This window comes from Paraburkholderia sp. BR10923 (assembly GCF_040948765.1).
GTDB classification, from domain to species: domain Bacteria; phylum Pseudomonadota; class Gammaproteobacteria; order Burkholderiales; family Burkholderiaceae; genus Paraburkholderia; species Paraburkholderia youngii.
On record NZ_JBFPKO010000045.1, the window covers coordinates 1 to 22,197 of the forward strand.

Sequence of the window (22,197 nt, forward strand, 5' to 3'; positions counted from 1 at the left end):
CTCAAGAGCGACCTGGAGCGCGCCGAGGGGCGCTATAACGACATGCGCAACCGCATGGGCGTGTTCAACCTCAGTGAGCAGGGCAAGGCCTATCTGGATCAGAGCGTGGCCACGCAGCGCAGCCTGCTGGAACTGAAGCAGAAGCGCGCGGAAATGAGCGCGATCTACGCGCCGGGTCACCCGGCGATCCAGGCGCTCGACCAGCAGATTGGCATGCTGGGCAGCAGAATCGGCAGCCTGTCGCAGCAGGAACAGGCGCTGCCGGAGCTGGAGCAGAATGCGGTACGCCTGACCCGTGACATGAACGTGAACAACGAGCTTTATGTCGGCATGTTGAACAACATGCAACAGCTGAAGCTGGTTCGCGCGGGCAAGGTGGGGACGGCGCGGCTGATCGATAACCCGGTGGTGCCGAAAGACCCGATCAAGCCGAACAAACTGCTGGTGATCATCTATGCGGCGTTGGGCGGCCTGATTCTGGGTGCGGGTGCGGCGTTCGCGCGTACGGCGCTCTATCGGGGCGTGACCGACGCGCAGGAGATCGAGGAGCAGACGGGCCTGAACGTGTACGCGACCGTGCCGCTATCGCAGGCGAAAGTCGCGCGCATCGGCAAGGCGCCCAAGCTGCCCGCTGACGGGAAGTTTCTGCTGGCGAGCGAGTTTCCGCGCGACCCGTCGATTGAAAGCCTGCGCCGGCTCAGAACCGCGCTGCATTTTGCAATGCTTGAATCGGAGTCGGGCGACAATCGCGTGCTGCTGACGGGGCCGACCGAACAGGTGGGCAAGTCGTTCCTCTCCGCGAATCTGGCGGCGGTCGTCGCGGCGGCCGGCAAGCGGGTGTTGCTGATCGACGCGGACCTGCGCAAAGGCCATCTGGAGCAGTACTTTGGGCTCGACTCGACACCGGGGCTGGCGGACTATCTGACGTCGGAGGTGACGTCCGAGGCGGTGATCATGCGTGACGTGCGCCCGGGCCTCGACTTCGTTGCGCGCGGCGCGATCCCGGAGAACCCGGCCGAGCTGCTGGTGGGCGAGCGCATGCAGCAGTTCCTCGCGAAGACGAGCGACTACGATATCGTGCTGATCGACACGCCACCCGTGCTGGCCGTATCCGACGCGACCGCGCTCGCGGATAGCTGCGGCACCGTGCTGCTGGTGACGCGCTTCGAGACGACTTCCATTGCGCAGGTGCAGGAGGCGACCAAGCAACTCAAGCAGGCGAATGCCCGGGTGAAGGGTGTGATCTTCAACGGGATCGATACGGACGTCTATCGCTACAGTCTGGGTGCGCGCGCCGGCCTCTATCGCAATGCTTCCTATCTCGACGCATTGCCGGCCAACGGAAAGACGCAGAAAGGCTAGCTCTCAGACGACCACCGTCGCCGTGTAGAGTGAAAAAAATTCACCCGGACTTCGACGTAGATAAATTGTGAATATCAAACATTCGATCGTAAGTGTCGCTGGAGTGGTGCTGAGTCAGGCGCTCAATTTCGTTTCGATTCTATTGATCGGGAAGTTTTGCGGACCGACGGCTCTCGGGTACTTCAGCCAACTCATGGCAGGTGGTCTTTTTATCGGGTCGGTGATCGGCTTGCGTCTGGAGGTCGCATGCATGGCGGCGGACAAGGCGCAAGCCGTGCGCGCAATGACGAGTTCCAGCGCGGTCGCCATCATGATCGGCGTGGCACTCGTGGTGGCTACCGCAGCGGCCGGCCACACGGAATACATACCTGTTATCGGTTTGGCACTGGGCGTGTTCCTGCAACAGGCATTGTGCGGAGCGCTCACCACCGAACGAAAGTACACGCAGATCGCAACGATCCGGTTCTTTCCCAATGCCGCATTCGCCGTCTACTTTGTCTGCATGATGATGTTTTCGAAAGGCGAGGTCAGTGGCACCACCGTATTCAACATCTATAGCTGGATTTTTCTGGTCTCGTCCGTTGTACCGGCCGCGATCTGCCTTTATTCGGCCCGCCAGTTGATCCCGGTGTCCTTCCTTAGGTTCTCCACGCTTCAGATCCAGTATGCAAAATTTGGCATTCCGACCACTACGCTGAATTCCTTCGTGATCTATGCGTCCGCGATCCTGATGCCGATGATCTTCGATCATCGTGACGCCGGTATCTTCGCGCTGGCGTATCGCGTGGGTTACTTCCCTGCGTCCCTCTTGTCGCAAAGTTTGGGCGCCGTCTTCCGCCGTGATCTGATCGACTATTTCGACGGCCACAAAAAAGATGGAGTGAATCCATCGAAGCAGTTCTTCACTATGCTGACGTTGATCAGCATTTGTCTGGTAGCAGCGTGCTATGCAGGCCTTAGCCTCGTTATCCACGTGAAGATGGGCGACGAATGGGAACCGTCGATGTCGGTGTACCTGATCTTTATTCCCTATTTCATCACGATGGCGATCTATGGCTCGATGGCTCAGGTATTCATTGTTGCGAACCGGCTGAAGATCGACTTGATGTTTCAAATGGTCAACGCCGTATCGATTTTCCTGATCTTTGCGACGGCTCATTTCCTCGGCGTCGGTTTCATCCAATCGCTTGTTCTGCTCAGTGTCTGTGGAACGCTTGTGGCAAGCATGGGTACTTACCGGGCGCTCAAGATCGGCAAGGGGCCGGACGCCTATCCGAATCGACAACCTAGCTTTGAAGCGCCGTGACAGGCGAGTCGCTCAATCGTTCAGGGAAAAAGAATGCGCATTGTAAAACTCCCCGGCATCATCGGCAGGAATGCGAGTCCAGGCGTGTCGGCGGCGGTCTGGTTCATTCTATTCATCGCGCTGTATGCGATCTCCGCGTTTCACGATAGCACGTTGCCGGCGCGGTTTCTGTTTGACGAACTGGTGATCTTCGACCGGATGAAGACCGTCACGGCTTTCAAGGCGTTTGGCGACTCATTCGACAATCTCGCGTGGTTTTTCAACTTTTTCGGTCTCCAGAATTTCTCTATTTCCTTGATGGGCTTTCTCGCGTCGACTATCGGCATGCTTTTCGCCATCTGGAGGTCTGGTGTCACTTCGCTGAAGCCGATCGAGTTCGTTCTGGTCGCCTTCTGGCTCGTCAATCAGACTGTCTACATCGGCGTTCCGTCAAAAGAAGTGGTTATTTCGATCGTGGTTCTCTTGTTGCTGTTTTACAACTCATCGCGCGCGATATTGGCTTTGTTTGTAGTCCTGGCGACTCTGGTGGCTGTGTACTTCAGATCGTACTGGGCTATTACACTGGCCGCGACGGTGTTTCTTTATTTGGCGCCAAACGGCTTCAGAAAGCCGATTTCATTGATCCTTTTCGCACTGGCCATGTTTGTGATTGTGGCCTTCGTGTTCCAGAAGGCCTATGGCGAATCACTGGATTTCGCGAGGCAGAATGCCAATGAGTGGCGGGACCCCGAGGAAGTGGGGTCGATGATCGTACAGTTCATTCCGGGCAGCAGTATGTTCGTTGGCGTGGCGAACGTGGCCATCACGCTGGCGACTTTCGTGTTGCCGTTGCGGTTGATCACGTCGGGTTCTCCGCTGCAAATGCTGGGCGGCATTGGCGTGTTTTTCACTTTTGCGGCTGTGTTCTTCCGATATCGCGCCGCTGCGACACTATTTCCGGTGGGCCGATTCGAGACGCTGTGTTTCTGTTTTCTGGTCAGTTTCCTGTCAACGCAAGCTATTTTCGAGCCGGACTACGGATCATTCCTGCGACATCTTTCGCCGGTGTCGCCGTTGATCATGCTTCTCGTCCTGCGGCTCTCATTGGAAGGACACTTGACTGTATCGGCTCAGAGTGCCGCGCTAGTGAACGACGACACTCAGCACCGGTCCACGTTGTCGAGGCATCGCAGCGCTTCCTGATTCGCTATAACGGGCCGCTGTGTGCCGTTGGTGAAGCGATTGCCGCCAGCTGTGCACGGCCGGCGCAGCGGATTCCGTCGGAACGCTCGCCGGCCTCGTCGACTGCGATAGGTTCCCAGAAAGAAACCCTCCCTTCCGTGGGGCTTCACCGACCCACACCCGTTAGAGCCGCGCATCCCATGCGGGGCGCCACTTCTGTGGCGCCGTCACACCGAAAGCGATTCGAATCCCACCGTAATGCTTTCAAAAGGCAAAAGCCTTTGCTACCATCGCGCCTCATGAATGCGAATCAATCGCATTTACAACAGACGGAGGCGCTTGCTCGCTGGTAGACATGAAGAATCAAAAGACCACACGTCCAACAAGGCTCGCAGTCCATCGTCACATGCAGATCGTGGTTTGGCTGGTCTTTGCCGGCGCCGCGCAATCCGCTTTCGCGCAAAGCGCCTCCGGCGGGGAAGAAGCCGCGGCGCCAGCCAGTAGCCCAGCTGCCACGGCGCAGGCCTCTAGCGGCGGCGAGCAGGCGCTACCGGCCGTCAACGTCAACGCGGCCGCCCAGACGGATTCGCCGATGCACTTGCGCACGCCCGTGTCGGTCGGTGCGCTGGGTACGCGTTCGCAGCTCGACACGCCGTTCTCGACCACCGTCGTGACTGGCGAGGAGCTCGCCGACCGTCAGGCGAACAAGCTCGGCGGCGTATTCGCGGTCGATGCATCGGTCACCGACAGCACTAATGCGTACAGCGCGTGGGCCACGTACATCTCGATTCGCGGCCTGCCGATCGATTGGCAGAACGGCTTTCGCATCAACGGAAATCCGTTCATCTCGTACGGCATCACGATGCCATATGAAAACCTCGAACGCGTCGAACTGCTGAAGGGCCTTGGCGGTTTCATGTACGGCTTCGTGCAACCGGGCGGGGTCGTCAACTACGTGACGAAGACGCCGGCGGATCAGCCGGTGACGAGCGTGTCGGCCGGCTACCGGATGGACAGCGTGTTCAGCCAGCACGTCGATCTGAGCCGGCGCTTCGGTCCGGACGACAGGTTCGGCGCGCGCATCAACTACACGCACGAGGCCGGCAAGACCTACAACGCGGGTGACATCAATCGCAATTCGCTGGCGGTGTCGCTCGACGGCCGCCTCACGCGCTACCTCGACGTCTACTTCGACGCGATCTATCAGCAAAGCCGCTCGAGCGGCCAGACGCCCGCGATCTACACGGGCAGATATACGGGCACGAGCCTGCCCGCGCCGATCAGCGGCGGCACCAACCTGCTCGGCGGCACCGATCAGCATCTGAATACGAACCTGCAGTTGTACACGGCGGGCGTCAGGTATCAGATCACGCCGAACTGGTCGTTCAACACGTCGGCGAGCTACAGCAAGTCCTCGCGCGACCGCAACGAAAGCACGCTGACGCTGCTGAACCAGGCGGGCGATTACACCGACAGCCGCTGGAACGGCGACGAAGGCCACCAGGACATCTACTGGCAGGGCGTATTTGAAGGCACGGTGAAGACCGGTATCTTCACGCATCAACTGGCGCTCGGCGCGTCGTGGCAGTACCAGACGAACGACTACAGCGCCGTGTCGTATTACTTCACGCTTGGCAACGGCAACCTGTATCAGCCAAACCCGTGGCGCTTTTATTCGGGCGCCGGGCTCGACAAATATCGCGCCAACGAGATCACACAGAAGGCGCTGTTCGCGAGCGACACGCTCCAGCTGACGGATCGCTGGTCACTGCTCGCGGGCCTGCGCTACACGAACTACGATCAGCAGTCGTACAACATCAACGGTTCGCTGTCGTCTTCGTACGGGCAGAATGGCGTGCTGACGCCGACCGTCGCGCTGATGTACAAGCTCGAGCCGCACTCCACGCTTTACGCGAGCTACGTGGAGTCGCTCGAGCAAGGCGCGATGGTGGCCGACATCTACGCGAATGCCGGCGCGCTGCTGCGTCCGCTGCGCTCACGTCAGTACGAGGTCGGCTTCAAGAGCGAGCATGAGCGCTGGGCGGCGACGGCCGCGCTGTTCCGCATCGAACGCGGGGCCGCGTACGCGAACAGCCAGAATGTCTACCTGCAGGACGGCAACTCGATATACCAGGGTCTCGAAGCGGGCGGCAGTGTGCGCGTCGGCCGCAACTGGCAGGTGACCGGCAACCTGATGCTGCTCGACACCTGGTACGCGAAGGGACAGGCCTTTAACGGCAACCGGGTGACAGGAGCGCCGCTGTTCGTCACCTCCGGCCGCGTGACCTATGACGTGCCCGCCGTGCCGGGCCTGCAGGTCGGCGCGGACGCGAAGTTCACGAGCAGCACGAAGGTGCGGCCGGCCGGCGACCTGCAGACGGGCGGCTACATGATCGTGAACGTCGGCGCGAACTATTTGACGCGCATCGGTGGGCACGACGTGACGCTGCGCGCGGCGATCGACAACATCACGAATCGCCGCTACTGGATGTTCCAGTACACGGACTACATCGCGCCGGGCGATCCGCGCATGGTCAGCGTGAACGCGAAGATCGATTTCTGATTCCGAGCAACGGGCTCACTGCGCGCCGCCGGCGCGCATGGCCCGGTATTCCCGCTGCACGATGTCCATCAGTTCCGCCACCGAAGTCAGCGCGCTCTGTTGCTCGTAGGTCACGCGGCCTCGCTGCATCAACATGATGCGATCCGCGATATCGAGCGTCTGCGCATAGTTGTGCATGATCATGATGATCGACAGGCCGCCTTTTTCCTTCAAGCGCATCAGCAGGTCGATGATGAGCCCCGCCTCGCGCGCGCCCATCGCGGCGAGCGGCTCGTCGAGCAACAGGATCTTCGCGTTCGAATGCACCGCGCGCGCCACGGCGATCGCCTGGCGCTGGCCGCCCGACAGACGTTCCACGGGCAAATCCACCGAAGGCACGTGCACGCCGATATCGTCGAGACACTGCGCCGCGCGCTCGCGCATCTGCTTGTGATCCAGCAGCCTGAACGGCCCGCGCCGCACGATTTCGCGATTCAGGAACATGTTGTGGTAGATGCTCAGCGAATTCGCGAGCGCGAGATCCTGATACACGCATTCGATGCCGAGCGAGCGCGCATGATCGACCGAGCGCAACAGCGTCTCCTCGCCGTCGATGTGGAGCGTGCCGCTCGTTTGCTGATGAAAGCCCGTGAGGATCTTCACGAGCGTGGACTTGCCCGCGCCGTTGTCGCCGAGGATGCCGAGTATCTCGCCCTTGCCGAGCGTGAGCGAGACGCCGTCGAGCGCCGTCACCGCGCCGAAGCGTTTGACGAGGTTGTCGCCTTGCAACGCGAGCGGCGTGTTCGCGCCGCCGAGCGCAGCGGAGGTGGCGTTCGCGCCCGCCGAGGAAGTTTGCGATTGGTCCATCAGCGTCCACCCTTGCGGCGAATGCGCCCAACGTGGATGTTGAAGATCATCGCCGCCAGAATCGCGGCGCCAAGAATGATGTTGAACGTAAACGCGTTGATGCCGATCAGCGTAAAGCCGTCGTTGAGAATGCCGAGTACCGCCGCGCCGATGAGGCCGCCCACGATGGTGCCCGAGCCGCCCGTCAGCGGGGTGCCGCCGATCACGGCGGCGGCCACCGCAAGGAACATGATCTGGTTGCCGCCCGCCTGCGGGTCGATCGAGGTAATGCGAAAGGCTTCGAGCATGCCGGTGAAGCCCGCCAGCACCGCGGCGAGGACGAAGTTGCCGAGGCGCAGCCGCTTCACATGAATGCCGGCCTCGCTCGCGCCGAGCGGATTCGCACCCGCGGCCTGCGTGTGCAGGCCCCAGCGTGTATGCCGCAACAGCACGTGCATCGCGAACGCGATCACGAGGGTCCAGATGATCTCGCTGTAGCCCCACGCGCCCATGACCGCGGCGAACGCGGGAGAGCCGGGCGTGGGGGCGGGCGTGCCGCGCGAGATCGTGAGCGTGATGCCGTTGATCAGAAAGAGCGTACCGAGCGTCGTGACGAACGAGGGCAGCCGCAGCCACACCGTCACCGCTCCGTTCACGAAGCCGACCGCGCCCGCCGCCACGAGCCCCGCGATCACGGCGAGCCACATCGGCGCGCCCGCGTCATTCGCGAACACCATCATGAATGGCGCGAACGCGAACACCATGCCCGCCGACAGATCGATGTCGCCGCCGATCATCAACATGATTTCGCCGAACGCGATGATCGCCACCGGCGCGATGAACTGCGACAGGTTGACGAGGCTCGCGTTGGTGAGCAGGAAATCGTGGTTCGCGAATTCGAAGTAGGCGGCCAGCAGCACGGCCACGAGCAGGATGCGCAGCTCGGCCGCCCATTGAGACGCGAATGAAACGCCCGCGCGCCGGGGCGCGCGGACTGCTTCTGTGTTGCTGGTTTCGTTCACTGTATTCATCAGGACTTGATTGCGCCGGACCGCGGGACGATTTGCTGCTTATCGGTCTTGCCTTCGAAGCGCGTCGAGGTATTGAGGTACGGCTCGACGTTCTCCTTGGTCACGAACTTCAGGCCGGTGTTGATTTCGGCCGGCCCGACGAGGCCGCCCGAGCTGAGGAACACGAACGCCTGCATCACCGTATAGAAACCTTGAACGTACGGCTGCTGGTCGATGGTGAAGTCGAGGTAGCCTTCGTGGATCAGCTGGATCGTGGTCGGCAGCAGGTCGAAGCCGCCGCCGTGCACGCCCTTCGCGGGCAGGTTCGATTCCTTCATCACCTGCGCGACGCCCTGCGTGCTGCCCGCATCCACGGCGAACATGCCCTTCAGGTCCTGGTGTCCCAGATAGAACGCCTTGATCTTCGACAGTTCCTCGTTGACGGTCGCGCCCGTGGCCACGGTCTGGATGTCGATCTTCTTGCCGGACTTCTTGATCGCGTCGCTCGCCCCGTCCATGCGCGGCTGGATGTTGAGCTGCCCCGGCGTCGCAATGAACAGCGCGACCATGCCGCTGTCGATCAGGCTCACGATGCGCTCGCCCATCTGGTAGCCGGACAGATACAAATCCTGACCGATATACGCGAGGCGCGGATTCTTCTTGCCGCGCGGCGCGTCGGCGTTATAGGCGAACACCGGAATGCCGGCGTCGAGCGCAGCCTGGATTGGCTTGTCGAAAGCGCTCGGATCGACGATCGGCACCGCGATGGCGTCGGCCTTCGCCGCGATCGCCGAATTCACGGCGCGGACCATTTCGCCGGCGTCGGAGGTGGCCGAGCCGGTCCACTGATAATCCATGTTGAGCAGCGAGCAGGCATCCTGAATGCCGTATTGCGTCGGCACGAAGAACGGGTTGGTGGTGACGTGATTGACGAACACGATCTTCCACTTCTTGTGCGACGGAAACGCCGACTCCGCTGCTTGCGCGCTGCCGATCAGCCCGCCCGCGCCGCCTAGCGCACCCATCAGCGAAAGCGCCGCGCCGAGTCCGGCGCCCTGCATCAGCCCGCGCCGAGTCGGATTGAAAGAGTTGTTGCCTTGTTGCTGGTTGTCATCCCGTTGCTGTGCCATCTCATCCTCCGATTCTTCTCTTCGTTGGTCGATGCGCTCGACGTTGCGTCGATCGTGTGCAGATGCTGGAAGGCACCGGGAGTGCGCTGGGCAGCGCGAGACTTTGGCGTGGCGACGTGCAACCCCGATTCGAGGCGCTCGATACGCGCCGTGCGGTACCGCAAAAATGTTAGTGCAGTGCGGTTGCACCGCCTAATCCATGTATACCCGCACCATTCCGAAGAGTGGGACGGCGGGGTTACGAAGGTGTGGATAGTGGCGCCCGACGGGGTGCAATGGATGGTCTGCGCCGCTGTCGGCGGACTGGCGAAAGCGCGGCGCGGCACCGGGTGGCGCACCGCAGCACACAGGACGCGGACGCGGCCGCCGCTTCGTGGTGCGCGGCGCTCAAAGCGTTTCGCCCGCCAACACCGTCGCCACATGCGCACGCAACGTCGGCAACACTTCGCTTTCGAACCACGGATTGCGCTTGAACCACGCGACATTGCGCGGCGACGGATGCGGCAGCGGCATCACATGGGGTCCAAACTCGGCCCACCTGACGAGCGTATCGGTCGAGGTCGGGCCAAACGCGTCGCCGAGGCCAAAGCGCTGCGCGTATTGTCCGATCAGCAGCGTCAATTTCACCGAACGCATCCGCGCGAGCAATTGGCCATGCCATCGGCTCGCGCACTCGGGACGAGGCGGCAGGTCGCCGCTCGCGCCGCGGCCCGGAAAACAGAAGCCCATCGGCACGCTGGCGAATCTGGACGCGTCGTAGAAGGTCGTGTCGTCGACGCCGAGCCACGTGCGCAGGCGCGCGCCGCTCGCGTCGCTCCAGGGCACCCCGGACGCATGCACGCGCGCGCCCGGCGCTTGCCCGATGACCAGAATACGCGCGCTCGCGGACGCCGCAAGCACGGGTCGGGGCGCGTGCGGCAGCATGGGTGCGCACAGCGTGCAGGCGCGGATATCGTGAAGCAGCGTGTCGAGCGACGTGTCGTGTTTCGAGGTACGTTTGGTGGTAACGGCCATAAAGCGGTGCGGGGTGACTGGCGTGCAGTCGTGTCGTGAGTCGGCTCAGTTCTGCGCCTCAGCCGGATAGATCAGCGTGCCGTCGGCCTGGGGCTCGGCGCCAGGCGTCAGCGTGGCGGCGTTCGTGTGATGCGCGTCCATGATGTGCAGCACGGTTTCATCGTGCATCAGCAGATAGTCCGTAATGATACGCCGGTGGCAACGCCACCAGACCGCTTCCGAGCACATGATCGCGCAGCGCTGCCGATGACCGAGCCTCAGCAGTTGCGCCAGTCCCTCGCGGAACGCGTCGCTCATTGCATAGTCGGCATAGTTGCGAAAGGCCGGATGCGTCCAGTACGCATTCGGCGACGGCGCGTCGTCTTTGCGCCTGCTGCGGCGTCCGCCGAGTGCGGCGAGATGCACGTAGTCGATATGCTCCGCTGCGAGCGAGGCGGGCAGCGTGTCCCGATTGAACTGCGGGTTGGTCCGCGAGCGCGGGATGCTGCGCACGTCCACCAGCAAGGCGATCTGCTCGCCTTTCAGCAAGTCGACGAATTCCTGCAACGGACGCGTCGAATGGCCGATCGTGTAAAAAGGGCGCTTTGTTTTCATGCGTGCCTCGCCGATGTCGATCACGGCGACGATTCCTACACGGTTACAACCTATGGCGCAGTAAGGTCAACTGCGTCCCGATTCAGGCGCCGCACGTGCCATGCCTGACGAGCCGGGTGGCCATCATCCCGGTATCCGGTGCAATCTTGCTCCCGCGAGTCAGAGTTGCAACAATGCACCCGCGATGGCCGCCGCGCGGCACGCCATCGCCCGCGTATTTTCTTTCGACCCGCTTGCACCATGACCGACGGCCTGCCCAATCCCCAACGCGCGTTTGCGTACCTCGCGATCGCCATCGCGATGACGATGTCGGTGCTCGACACCTCGATCGTCAACGTCGCGCTGCCCACCATCAGCAACGACCTGGCGGTATCGCCGGCGAATGCGATCTGGGTCGTCAACGCGTATCAGCTGGCGGTCACGGTGTCCTTGCTGCCGCTCGCGGTGCTCGGCGACGGCCTCGGCTACAAGCGTGTCTACTGCTACGGACTCGTGCTCTTCACGCTGGCGTCGTTCGCCTGCGCGAATGCGCACACGCTGCTGGTGCTGGCGGTCGCGCGCGTGTTTCAGGGCTTCGGCGCGGGCGGCATCATGAGCGTGAGTATCGCGCTGGTGCGCTTCGTTTTTCCGAAGGCACGGCTTGGCGTCGGCGTCGGTTTATCGTCGCTGGTGGTGGCCGTTTCGTCGGCGGCGGGGCCGAGCATCGCGTCGGCGATTCTGTCGGTCGCGCACTGGCAGTGGCTGTTCCTCGTCAACGTGCCACTCGGCGTGCTGGCGCTGTCGATCGGCGCGCGCACTTTGCCGGTGACACCGAAATCGGGCGCTCGCCTGAGCGGCCTGAGCGTCCTGCTCAACGCGCTCACCTTCGGCCTGCTGATCTCGGGTCTCGCCGCTTTCAAGCAGCCGGGGGCGACGCAGCGCGGCGCCGCGATGGTCGCGCTCGCACTTGTGGCCGGTGTGCTGTTCGTGCGGCGCGAAAGCCGGCTCGCGAAGCCGATGCTTCCCATCGACCTGCTGCGCATGCCGGTGTTTTCATTGTCGATGGCGACGTCGATCTGCTCGTTCGCGGCACAGACGATGGCGTACATCGTGCTGCCGTTCTATTTCGAGCAGACGCTGAAGCTGTCGGAAACCCAAACCGGCTTTCTGATGACACCGTGGCCGCTCGTGACCGCGTTGATCGCGCCGGTTGCAGGCCGGCTGTCCGACCGGTGGGCTCCGGGACGCATCAGCAGCGTCGGGCTTGTCGTGTTCGGCTGCGGACTCGCGATGCTCTGCCAGCTCGGCGACACGGCGACGCGTTTCGACATCGTGTGGCGGCTCGCGGTCTGCGGCCTCGGCTTCGGCATCTTTCAGTCGCCGAACAATCGCGTAATCATCGGCAGTGCGCCGCGGCATCGCAGCGGCGGCGCGTCCGGCCTGCAAGCGATGGGACGTCTGCTCGGCCAGTCGAGCGGCGCGGTGGTGGTGTCGATCGTGTTCGGGCTCGTGCACGGCCGGCACCTGACGCTGATTGCCGGCATCGGCGCGGCGCTCGCGTTGGTCGCGGCCGGCGTGAGTTCGGCGCGGCGCATGACGGAGTACAGCGACGCCCCGCAGGAATCACAGGCTACGCCAACGCGGCCGGTCTCCGAGCGTTGACGGGGGGCGGCGTCGTTGCGCCGCCGGTGCGTCTACGCGAGATTCGAAGGCGCCGCCTTCAGCACGTCGACGTGCTTCGGAATCAGGCCGAGATCGAGGAACGTATCGGCGATCTGTTGCTGCTCGCCGAGAATCGCGCGGGTAATCGGCTGCGTGCCGAACTGCTGACGCCGCACCGCCGCGTCTACGACCTGCTTGGGCAGACCCCATAGCTGCGCGAGTTCGGCCGCGAGCTGATCCTTGTTCTGCTTGCCCCACTCATCGACCTTGTCGAGCTCTTCGATCACGATGCGGATCACGTCGGGATTGTTCGCCGCATAACTCTGCGACGAGAAGTAGAACGCGCGATTGCCGACTACGCCGCTCGCATCGGCAATCACGCGAGCGCCGAGCGAATGCTCCGCCGCGGCGAAGAACGGATCCCAGATGACCCACGCGTCGATCGACCCGCGCTCGAACGCCGCGCGTGCATCGGCGGGTGCGAGGAACACGAGCTTTACGTCGCCGTATTGCAGGCCATGCTGACTCAGCAGCTTGACGAGAAAGTAGTGGACATTGCTGCCTTTGTTGAGCGCGATCCGCTTGCCCTTCAGGTCCGCGACCGAGCGGATCGTCGATTGCGGCGGTACCAACACCGCTTCCGACTGCGGCCGCTTGACGGTCGCCGCGACATAGGCCAACGGTGCGCCGGCGGCCTGCGCGAAGATCGGCGGTGCTTCGCCGACGTCGCCGAAATCGATCGAGCCGACGTTCAGTGCTTCCAGTTGCACGGGGCCCGCCGCGAACTCGGTCCATGTGACGGATACGTTCAGCGGCGCGAGCCGTTTCTCGAGCGTACCGCGGCCCTTCAGCAGATTCAGATAACCCTTCTGGTTGCCGACGCGCAGCGTACGCGCATTGCCTTGCGCGAACGAAAGCGGCGCTGCCGCGGCCGCCGCGGCGCCGAGCGAAAGTTTCAGGAAGGTGCGGCGGTCGTGAAGCGTTCTGGTAATTGACATGACGGGCAATACGATCGGGAGGGCAATGAAGAAGGCAGGATGCGCGGCGGCCGAAGCGCCGCCGCTCGAGTCGCGAGTGATTCGTGCGTGATTCGCGTGTCGGATCAGTGCTGGGGCGCGCCATCCCATGCGGGCAGCGTGGCGCCGTGATAGACGGTCAGGATCGCCGAGGCGACGTTGGCCTGCTGGTAGCTGTCGACGATCGTCTTCACCCACGCAGCGTTCGCGTCTTTCGCGTTGACCGCGATGAAGTTGCGATACGGATTGCCCGGTACCTTCTCCTGCGCGATGCGTTCCTGCGGAATCTTGATGCCCGCCTTGATCGCCCAGTCGGTATTGACGACGGCGGCGTCGAGGTCGCCGATCGCACGGCCGACGATGCCCGCGTCGAGCTCCTTGATCTGGATATGCTTCGGATTGTCCGCGATGTCGCGCGCGGTCGGCAGCAGGCCGACGTCGGGGCGCAGCTTGATCAGCCCGTTCGCCTGCAGCAGAAGCAGCGCTCGGCCTTCGTTGCTCGGATCGTTCGGCACGCCGATCGTCGCATTCTGCGGCAGCGCCGCGATCGATTTCACCTTGCGCGAGTAGAGACCGATCGGCTGCACGTAGGTATAGCCGACGGGCACGATCTGATAGTGGCGCGCGGCGATCTGCGCATCGAGATAGGGCTTGTGCTGGAACGAGTTCGCATCGAGGTCGTGTTCGGCGAGCGCTTCGTTCGGCTGCGTATAGTCGGAGAAGGTCGTGATCTTGACGGTGATGCCCTGCCTGGCCGCATTGGCGGCGACCGCACGCCACACGTCTTCGTCCTCGCCGGACATGATGCCGACTCGCACGGTTTGTCCTGCCGCAAGCGCCGGTTGCGCGCTGACGATGCCGCATGTAACGAGAACCGAGAGGAGTGCGGCCCTGAGTGCTTTGGTCGTGGTCATGTCTGGAATGCGATCGAAGTGAAGGTCCGGAGATCGTAGAGAGGCGCTCGTTAGCGCACAAATAATATCGAGCGCTATCGTTATCGCGGTTGAGCGTAAGCGGACAACCCGTTTCGTCGGCACCGCCAGACCGACATTGCATCGGCGGCGCAAAGCATTGCACAAATGCTTGTTTGCACAAGCACGCGCTGCTGACTAGATTCGATGCATGCCATCAGCAGGAGGGCGCACGATGTCATTGAATCTCGCATCGTTCTATCGCCGGGCCGTGTCCGCTGCCTTCGAAGCCGTCCGGCAGCGGGTCCATCGCGACCAGCCGCGCGACGATCCTGAGCGCCTCGAGCGCATTGCGACTTACGCGCGCGCGGGATACTTCAATATGGGCTATACGCTCGAATCGTTTAGCGTGATCGCGGAAATCGCACCGGATTGACGGTGTCATCGGTGAGTTGTGCGCGCGCGGCATATCGCCGGCCGTCATAACCTTAGTCGCAATCGGCTTTGTTCGGGGCGCGCACACTACCTATACTCGTGCGCTTGTCGATCAACCCAGGCCGCCTCGCCGGCACGAGCATGTCGCGACCTCCACGTATCACTAGCGACGCGCATGATGCGTCGAAACCCGCGTCGCCGCGTCGGCGCCTGTTGGGCGGTCTCGCGCTGTCCGCGTTGGCCGCGCCGAACCTGAAGGCGGCGACGCTGCTGAAGCCGCTGGGCGTCGATCCGTGGACACAAACTCCCGGCACGCCGATTCTCGAGCATCCGTACGGGCTGCCGTCGCCGCGCGAGTCGAACGTGATTCGTCGTGCCGCGCGGGCGTGGCCGATGCCGGGCGCCGCATCGTCGCTGACGCCGCTCGCGGATCTGCATGGCTCGATCACGCCGAATGGGCTCGTCTATGAGCGGCATCATGCCGGGGTGCCCGATATCGATCCAGACACGCACCGACTCGTGATTCATGGTCTCGTGCGCGAGCCGAAGCTCTTCACGATGGACGATCTGCTGCGCTTGCCTTCGGAGTCGCGCATTCATTTTCTCGAGTGTTCGGGCAACACGGCGAGCGAATGGAAAGGACCGAGCGGGCTCCCTGTGCAGATCACGCATGGACTGCTGTCGTGCTGCGAGTGGACCGGCGTCAGGCTGTCGACGCTGCTCGAAGCCGTCGGTGGACGCACGCTGACCAGCGACGGCGCAACGGCGCAATGGCTGCTCGCCGAAGGCGCGGACGCCGCCGCGATGACACGCAGTTTGCCGCTCGACCGGATTCTCGACCGTGCGCTCGTCGTCTATGCGCAAAACGGCGAACGCCTGCGGCCGGAGAACGGCTATCCGCTGCGTCTGTTGGTGCCGGGCTTCGAGGGCAATACCAACGTGAAATGGCTGCGGCGGCTGAAAGTCGTCGATGCGCCGTTGCAGACGCGCGAAGAGACGTCGAAATACACGGGCATCCTGCCCGACGGCCGCGCGCGTCAATTCGTGTTCGAGATGGACGCGAAGTCGGTGATCACGCGGCCTTCCGCCGGACAGCGTCTGACCGCGCAGGGCTTCTATCCGATCGTCGGGCTCGCGTGGTCAGGACGGGGAGCGATTCGCAAGGTCGAGGTATCGACCGACAGTGGAGCGACCTGGCAGGCCGCAGTGCTCGACGAGCCCGCGCGCGATCGCGCGTTGACCCGCTTCCAGGCCGGCTTCGTGTGGAACGGTGCGCCGACCGCCATTCTGTCGCGCGCGACGGATTCTACCGGCTACGTTCAACCGACGCGCGAGGCGCTCGTCGCGGCACGTGGTCTGAACTCGAACTATCACTACAACGGCATTCAGCAGTGGCGCATCGAAGCCGATGGGAGCGTTAAAAATGCGTGAGCATCTGCGGTTCGGTGCTTCGAAATCGAAAACGATGCGCGCTCTGCTGGCATGGGGCACGGCTAGCAGTCTGCTCGCTGGCTGTTCGTCTTCATTCGATGCAACGCGCGACGCGCAGTCCGCTGCCGCCGCTCAAGCGCGCTGGCGTTCATCCGTCGACGCGATCGGCAAGCCTGTCAGCGAAGCCGATCTGAGCGCATGGAATATCGATGTCGCACCGAACGGCCACGGCTTGCCCGACGGCAGCGGCGACGTCGCAACGGGTGGCCGAATTTTCGCGGCGAAATGCGCGGCCTGTCATGGCGCGAAAGGCGAGGGGCTGATCGGCGATCAGCTGATCGGTGGGGCGGGCACGCTCGCGACCGCGAGTCCGAAACGCACCGTTGGCAGCTTCTGGCCGTATGCGACGACGCTATTCGACTATATAAACCGGGCGATGCCGTATAACGCGCCGCAGTCGCTGAGCGCGGACGAGGTGTATGCCCTCAGCGCGTGGATCTTGAACCGCAACGGCATCGTGCCGGATGATGCGCGTCTCGACGCGCATTCGCTCGCCGCTATCCGCATGCCGAACCGGGATGGCTTCGTGCCCGACCCTCGGCCGGGCAAGCTGTGACAGGCGTTCGGCCGGCGGGCTTATTGGAGCAGTAAGGGAATTAAGCCTGCGGCGGCAACAGCGCCGCAAGCAAGCGGCGCAACTGCGCCAATTCGCTTGCCGTCAGCCGTTCAGTGAGAATGCGCTCGACCTGCTCGACGCGCGGACGCAAGGCCGCAAGCTGCTTCTTACCCGCAGCGGTGAGATACAGCACATAACTGCGCTTGTCGACAGGATCATCGGCGCGCTCGATCTGGCCATTGCGCACCATGCGTGCAACGAGATCGGCGATCGTCGAACGATCCACATCGAGCTTGTCTCCGAGTTGCCGCTGACTGACGCCAGGCGTCTCGTGCAAGACTTCGAGCGCCGCGTACTGCACGCTCGTGATCTCCGCGGAAACCTCGCTCAGCCAGACCGCTGCATGGCGCTGTTGGGCACGGCGCACCAGACTGCCAGTAAATTTTGGGAGCGCGCCGGCGTCTTCAGGTTTGATCGGCAATTTCGGAGTGTCGGATTTGGTTATGGCTTAACGCGCGCGAAAGATGGGCCGGAAGAAGGCGTTCAACTCCGCGTACGCATTCAATGGGAGAACATGGGCCACGTATTGGTCGGGACGTACCACCACGAGTGCACCTTGTTCGCGATCGATGCCGCGCTCGTCGAAGATATCAGTCGTCGCGTCGCACGTAAATGCCTTTTCGTAGTCGATCAGGCCGTGGCGACCCTTGCGCGGCAGCAGCAGAGCGGGGATGTCCTGAAGACGGACTTCGCGATGCGGCTGTTGCAGCACCGCGCGCAGATCGAGAACGCTGTCCACGTCGGCGTCCTGCGGCGTGAAGAGCCGCAAAACGGATTCCGGCGATTTGTCGAGATGCTCGCACAACGCATTCAGCGCACGACCCGACGCGTCCGCAAAAGCGTACAGACGCCAACGGCCGTCGGCTTGCGCCGCATGCCCGAGATGGAACGGTTTTGCATCAGCGAGGCGAACCACAGGCGAGGAGTGAAAGCGCGTGCCGATCGCAAAGCCTTTGGCGAGCGCCTGATGCGTCGCTTCGCCGGTCAGGGTGGCCGGCCGGTAACGCGTCGCGACGCCTGCCGTGTAGCGGCCAGCGCGAACGAAGTACGCCTGAAGCTCCGCAGGATCGACACCGCCTGCTTCGGGCCGGTTGGGGTCCTTCGGCGGAGCGGCCATCATGGCCGACCATTCCTTGTCGAAATCGATCAGCTCCTGCGCAATGGGTTGGCGCTCGTTCGAATACGTGCGCAGCAGATCGGCGTCGCTACGGCCTTCCAGCACCGCGCCGAGCTTCCAGCCGAGATTGAAGCCGTCCTGCATCGACACGTTCATGCCTTGGCCCGCTTTGGCGCTATGCGTATGGCAGGCGTCGCCCGCGATGAACACGCGCGGTTCGCGCGAAGTGCCGTCGGCGGCGATCGCGTCGTCGAAGCGGTCGGTGAGACGCTGACCGACCTCGTAGACCGAGAACCACGCCACTTCCTTGACGTCGAGCGTATAGGGATGGAGGATGCTTTGCGCCGTCTCGATGATGCGATCGACCGTGATCTGCTTGAGGTTGTCGCGATTCTCCGGGGTGACGTCGCCGAGATCGACATAGAAGCGAACCAGATATCCGCCTTCGCGCGGAATGATCAGCAGGTTGCCCTTGCTCGCGGATTGAATCGCCGCTTTCAGCCGGATGTCCGGGAAGTCGGTAACGGCCAGCGCATCCATCACGCCCCACGCATGGTTGGCCGCGTCACCGCGCAGCGTTTGTCCGATGGCGGTGCGTACCCGGCTGCGCGCGCCGTCGCAACCGACGACATACCGCGCGCGTACGGTCACGGTCTCGTCGAGCCGTGCGGGATCGGTGCGCCGCAGCGTGACCAGCACCGGGTATTCATTCGTATCGTCGCGCTGGACATCGACCAGTTCGAGGCCGTAGTCCGGTTCGATCCGGCGCGCGGAGCGACGCATCACGTCGAGCAGATACTCCTGGATACGCGCCTGATTGACGATGACGTGCGGAAATTCCGAAAGACCCGTTTCGGTATCCTGAACCCGGCCGGTACGACTGATCGCGCCGCGGTCATTTGCATCGGGTCGCCAGAATACCGTTTCATTGACCCAATAGGCTTCTTGCAGCAGGCGATCCGCGAGGCCGAACGCATTGAACATCTCGACGGTACGGCACGCTACGCCATCGGCCTGTCCCATCTGCAACGGTCCGTCGCGACGCTCGACGATGCGCGTGTTGATCGACGGGAATTGCGACAGTTGCGCGGCCAGCACGACTCCGGCAGGGCCGCTGCCGACGATCAGCACGTCGACCTTCTCCGGCATCTGCGCAGCATGTGCGTTGCCGATGGCTGGCTCGATTGTCGGATCGCCGACCCGGAAACCGTTGAGATGAAATTGCATGACGTCCTCCTCCGTTCAGTAAATATCTGCTGAACGCGAATATACTCCGTACCCCAACCATTTTGAAGTACTTCGTGCGAGGATGGATGTTTACCCTGGTTTAGAAGAGCCCTCCTGGATCGTCTGATTCAATGGCCGTGCCAATGGCCTCCATGGCCACCCCAGTAGCCGCCAATGCCGATGCCGAGGCTCACGGACGGCGGTGCGACGTAGTAGCCGGGCGCATAGCCATAAGCGGGCGCTGGCTCGTACCCATAGCCATAGCTGGGCGGCGGCGGGGCGACGACGCAGCCCGCGAGGCCGACCGATACGGTGATTGCAAAGAGTAGTCTGCTCATGATCGTTGTCCTCCACTCATGGAGGGTGTGCAAGATTCGGTCCAGCCGCCTTCTGCCACCACGTCGACAGAACCCATTCGTCGGCGGAGAAGTAAAGCGGCAGCATCGCCGGATAGGCGAGGCTGTTTCGGTACGCGATGCGATGAACCGCGGAATACCAGTGCGGGATCACGTAGTAGCCGTTCATCAACACCCGGTCGAGCGCGTGGGTCGCATCGACGAGCTGCTCATCCGTTTGCGCGCCCAGCACCTTGCGCAGGATCGTGTCGATGGCCGGCGACTTCACGCCGGCGAGATTGTCGGAGCCGGGCTCGTCCGCGTACTGGCTGCCGAAACGCGATAGCTGCTCGGTGCCCGGCACCTGCACGTCGGGCAGGCGCACGGTCGTCATGTCGAAGTCGAACGCGTCGATGCGCTTTTGAATCAGTGCGAAATCGGCGGTGCGAAAGTTCATCGTGATGCCGAGCTTGTGCAGATTGCGGCCGAACGCAGCGGCGACCGGTTCCATCGACACGCCGCCGCCCGTGTCGCCGAGCAGCTCGAAGACGAATGGCTGACCGTTCGCGTTGCGCAGCGCGCCGTCGCGATACGTCCAGCCCGCTTGGGCCAGCAGCTCACGCGCCTTGATCAGGTTGGCGCGCAGCGATCCCGGTGGATCGGTGTTGGGCTGTTGCGGCATCTCGCCGAACACGGCGGGATCGAGTTCCTGGCGCAATGGCTCGAGAATCGCGAGTTCGCCTTCGCTGGGTTTGCCCCTGGCCTGCAGGTCCGTGTTGACGAAGAAGCTGTCGGTGCGCTTGTATTGATCGTAGAAAAGCTGCCGGTTGAGCCACTCGAAGTCGAACGCGAGATCGAGCGCCTCGCGCACGCGCACGTCCTGAAAGAGCGGCCGCCGCAGGTTGATGAAAAAGCCCTGCATGCCCACGCCGTTGTGATGAGGAAACTCGCGCTTGATCAGCTCGCCGCTGTCGAAGCGCTTGCCGATATCGCGCCGTACCCAGCTCTGCGCGGTGTGTTCGACGAGCACGTCGTACTCGCCCGCCTTGAACGCTTCGAGTTGCGCGACCGCGTCCGCATACAGCTTGTAGTCGATGCGCGCGAAGTTGTGCGTACCCACGCGGACCGGCAGCGACGCACCCCAGTAGTTCGGGTTGCGCTCGTAGCTGATGGTTCGGCCGTTGTCGTATCGGTCGATCAGATAATCGCCGCTTGCGATCGGCTTCTCGAACGCGAGTTGGTCGAAAGGAATGCGCGTGCCGTCCGGCCGCATGCCCCACTTGTGCGAAAACACCGGAATTCCGCCCGCGAGCAGCGGCATTTCGCGTGTCGCGACCTTGAAATCGAAGCGAATCGTGAGCCGATCGATCACCACCGCGCGCGCAATCTGCCCGAAGTACACCGCGAACTGCGGCAGCGCCTGCGGACTTTTCAGCGTGTCGAACGAGAACTTCACGTCCGCTGCGGTGACCGGATCGCCGTTCGAGAAGCGCGCTTTCGGATTGATGTGGAAGGTTGTCGACAGGCCGTCCCTGGCGACGTCGATGTCGTCGGCGAGCAGGCAGTACGCGCTCGCCACTTCGTCGGCGCTGCCGGTCGTCAGGCTTTCGAACATCAGTCCCAGTCCCGGTGCGGGATTGCCTCGCAGCGTAAAAGGGTTGAATTTATCGAAGCTCGTCAGCCGGTTCGGATTCGCGAGCACGAGCGTGCCGTCGCGGGGTGCGTCGGGATTGACGTAATCGAAGTGTTTGAAATCGGCGGGATATTTGGGCTCGCCGTATTGCGCGATCGCGCACACCGCGCAAGCGGGATCGGCACTCCATAGCGCCGATCCGCTCAGCACGAGCGCGAGCAGCAAGCGCCAGCTGTTGGACGAGCGGTTCGTCGGGATCGTCATGGAATTCCTCACGCCGTCGCGGTATTCGCACCAGTGTATCCACACGGCAGGCGATCGCGCTGCACGCGTCAGCCGCCCGCGCCCGTCACGACATCCTTTGGCGCGCCGACCGGCTTGCCGTTCTCGAACGTCACGTACGAGACCACGTAACCGCTCAACGGCGAGCGGTCCCAACTGCCGTGCTCGCCGATGAACGCGCCGCCGCGATACGTCCGCATTAGCCATGCCTGAACGCTTCACTTGACTGTCGGTCTGCGAGGTCTGCGCGGTTGGGCATGGCCGGCGCTGAGATTGGATACACCCGTTGGCAGCGTCGTCGCGAACGATAGACGCTCACCCGACGGAATAGCGGACGTTAATCACGGATCACCTCGCGCAGCACATGACGCGTGGACGCGTCATGGACAAAGCACTGACCGGTGAAATCGTCCATCGGACCTATCCGATTTTCGAAATCCGTTGTCATTTCGCATTCAATTGACACTACCTAATAATCTCAAAGGGCTTTCTGGCATATCTTCGACAGCCCGAAAGCTTATTGGTAGA

General features: G+C 62.8%; 20 protein-coding genes. 8 read left to right on the forward strand and 12 right to left on the reverse strand.

Annotated elements, in window-relative coordinates; genetic code table 11:
* The 4 genes from AB3X94_RS38650 to AB3X94_RS38665 form a co-directional block, all read left to right on the forward strand.
* On the forward strand, positions 1–1,362 hold a 1,362-nt coding region (locus AB3X94_RS38650), incomplete at its 5' end, for a polysaccharide biosynthesis tyrosine autokinase (RefSeq protein WP_368614281.1).
* A 67-nt stretch (positions 1,363–1,429) separates the two neighbouring features.
* Complete coding sequence (locus AB3X94_RS38655) at positions 1,430–2,668, forward strand: lipopolysaccharide biosynthesis protein (protein ID WP_368614282.1); 1,239 nt, start codon at positions 1,430–1,432, stop codon at positions 2,666–2,668.
* A 33-nt stretch (positions 2,669–2,701) separates the two neighbouring features.
* Positions 2,702–3,850, forward strand: a complete 1,149-nt coding sequence (locus tag AB3X94_RS38660; protein ID WP_368614283.1) for a hypothetical protein — start codon at positions 2,702–2,704, stop codon at positions 3,848–3,850.
* A 385-nt stretch (positions 3,851–4,235) separates the two neighbouring features.
* Positions 4,236–6,392, forward strand: coding sequence for a TonB-dependent siderophore receptor (locus tag AB3X94_RS38665; protein ID WP_368614284.1), 2,157 nt, complete (start codon positions 4,236–4,238; stop codon positions 6,390–6,392).
* A 15-nt stretch (positions 6,393–6,407) separates the two neighbouring features.
* Here the strand turns inward: AB3X94_RS38665 and AB3X94_RS38670 are convergent, their stop codons facing one another.
* From AB3X94_RS38670 to AB3X94_RS38690, 5 genes are all read right to left on the reverse strand, one after another.
* A complete protein-coding gene (locus AB3X94_RS38670) occupies positions 6,408–7,238 on the reverse strand; it encodes an ATP-binding cassette domain-containing protein (protein ID WP_176111799.1) in 831 nt (276 codons plus the stop codon).
* Positions 7,238–8,248, reverse strand: a complete 1,011-nt coding sequence (locus tag AB3X94_RS38675; protein WP_176111800.1) for an ABC transporter permease — start codon at positions 8,246–8,248, stop codon at positions 7,238–7,240. The genes AB3X94_RS38670 and AB3X94_RS38675 overlap by 1 nt, the downstream gene beginning before the upstream one ends.
* Positions 8,248–9,357, reverse strand: coding sequence for a sugar ABC transporter substrate-binding protein (locus tag AB3X94_RS38680; protein WP_176111801.1), 1,110 nt, complete (start codon positions 9,355–9,357; stop codon positions 8,248–8,250). The genes AB3X94_RS38675 and AB3X94_RS38680 overlap by 1 nt, the downstream gene beginning before the upstream one ends.
* Positions 9,358–9,744: 387 nt before the next feature.
* On the reverse strand, positions 9,745–10,371 hold the full coding sequence (locus AB3X94_RS38685; protein ID WP_368614285.1) for a uracil-DNA glycosylase family protein: 627 nt from the start codon (positions 10,369–10,371) through the stop codon (positions 9,745–9,747).
* Between the two features lie 45 nt (positions 10,372–10,416).
* Positions 10,417–10,965, reverse strand: a complete 549-nt coding sequence (locus AB3X94_RS38690; RefSeq protein ID WP_176366793.1) for a DUF488 family protein — start codon at positions 10,963–10,965, stop codon at positions 10,417–10,419.
* 240 nt (positions 10,966–11,205) lie between these two features.
* Between AB3X94_RS38690 and AB3X94_RS38695 the strand changes: the two genes are divergently transcribed.
* On the forward strand, positions 11,206–12,606 hold the full coding sequence (locus AB3X94_RS38695) for an MFS transporter (protein WP_368614286.1): 1,401 nt from the start codon (positions 11,206–11,208) through the stop codon (positions 12,604–12,606).
* A gap of 32 nt (positions 12,607–12,638) precedes the next feature.
* On the opposite strand, the gene AB3X94_RS38700 is transcribed toward AB3X94_RS38695, so the two are convergent.
* Positions 12,639–13,604: a sulfonate ABC transporter substrate-binding protein gene (locus tag AB3X94_RS38700; protein WP_176111805.1), complete on the reverse strand. Its 966-nt coding sequence runs from the start codon at positions 13,602–13,604 to the stop codon at positions 12,639–12,641.
* 104 nt (positions 13,605–13,708) lie between these two features.
* Positions 13,709–14,536: a MetQ/NlpA family ABC transporter substrate-binding protein gene (locus AB3X94_RS38705; protein ID WP_176111806.1), complete on the reverse strand. Its 828-nt coding sequence runs from the start codon at positions 14,534–14,536 to the stop codon at positions 13,709–13,711.
* Positions 14,537–14,768: 232 nt separating this feature from the next.
* Between AB3X94_RS38705 and AB3X94_RS38710 the strand changes: the two genes are divergently transcribed.
* The 3 genes from AB3X94_RS38710 (at position 14,769) to AB3X94_RS38720 (ending at position 17,015) form a co-directional block, all read left to right on the forward strand.
* The gene (locus AB3X94_RS38710) at positions 14,769–14,969 is read left to right on the forward strand and encodes a hypothetical protein (RefSeq protein ID WP_176111807.1); all 201 of its coding nucleotides are present in this window, start codon (positions 14,769–14,771) and stop codon (positions 14,967–14,969) included.
* Positions 14,970–15,109: 140 nt separating this feature from the next.
* On the forward strand, positions 15,110–16,399 hold the full coding sequence (soxC, locus tag AB3X94_RS38715) for a sulfite dehydrogenase (protein ID WP_368614287.1): 1,290 nt from the start codon (positions 15,110–15,112) through the stop codon (positions 16,397–16,399).
* Entirely contained in the window at positions 16,392–17,015 is a 624-nt protein-coding gene (locus AB3X94_RS38720) for a c-type cytochrome (RefSeq protein WP_368614288.1), read from the forward strand. Before soxC ends, AB3X94_RS38720 begins: the two co-directional genes overlap by 8 nt.
* A 40-nt stretch (positions 17,016–17,055) precedes the next feature.
* On the opposite strand, the gene AB3X94_RS38725 is transcribed toward AB3X94_RS38720, so the two are convergent.
* The 5 genes from AB3X94_RS38725 to AB3X94_RS38745 all read right to left on the reverse strand — a co-directional run bounded on the left by AB3X94_RS38725 (position 17,056) and on the right by AB3X94_RS38745 (position 21,869).
* The gene (locus tag AB3X94_RS38725) at positions 17,056–17,496 is read right to left on the reverse strand and encodes a MarR family winged helix-turn-helix transcriptional regulator (protein ID WP_013094239.1); all 441 of its coding nucleotides are present in this window, start codon (positions 17,494–17,496) and stop codon (positions 17,056–17,058) included.
* Positions 17,497–17,523: 27 nt separating this feature from the next.
* Positions 17,524–19,419: an FAD-binding monooxygenase gene (locus tag AB3X94_RS38730; protein WP_368614289.1), complete on the reverse strand. Its 1,896-nt coding sequence runs from the start codon at positions 19,417–19,419 to the stop codon at positions 17,524–17,526.
* 128 nt (positions 19,420–19,547) lie between these two features.
* On the reverse strand, positions 19,548–19,757 hold the full coding sequence (locus AB3X94_RS38735) for a hypothetical protein (RefSeq protein ID WP_176111811.1): 210 nt from the start codon (positions 19,755–19,757) through the stop codon (positions 19,548–19,550).
* Positions 19,758–19,773: 16 nt separating this feature from the next.
* On the reverse strand, positions 19,774–21,651 hold the full coding sequence (locus tag AB3X94_RS38740; RefSeq protein WP_368614290.1) for an extracellular solute-binding protein: 1,878 nt from the start codon (positions 21,649–21,651) through the stop codon (positions 19,774–19,776).
* Between the two features lie 68 nt (positions 21,652–21,719).
* Complete coding sequence (locus AB3X94_RS38745) at positions 21,720–21,869, reverse strand: hypothetical protein (RefSeq protein WP_176110691.1); 150 nt, start codon at positions 21,867–21,869, stop codon at positions 21,720–21,722.
* Positions 21,870–22,197 lie beyond the last annotated feature (328 nt).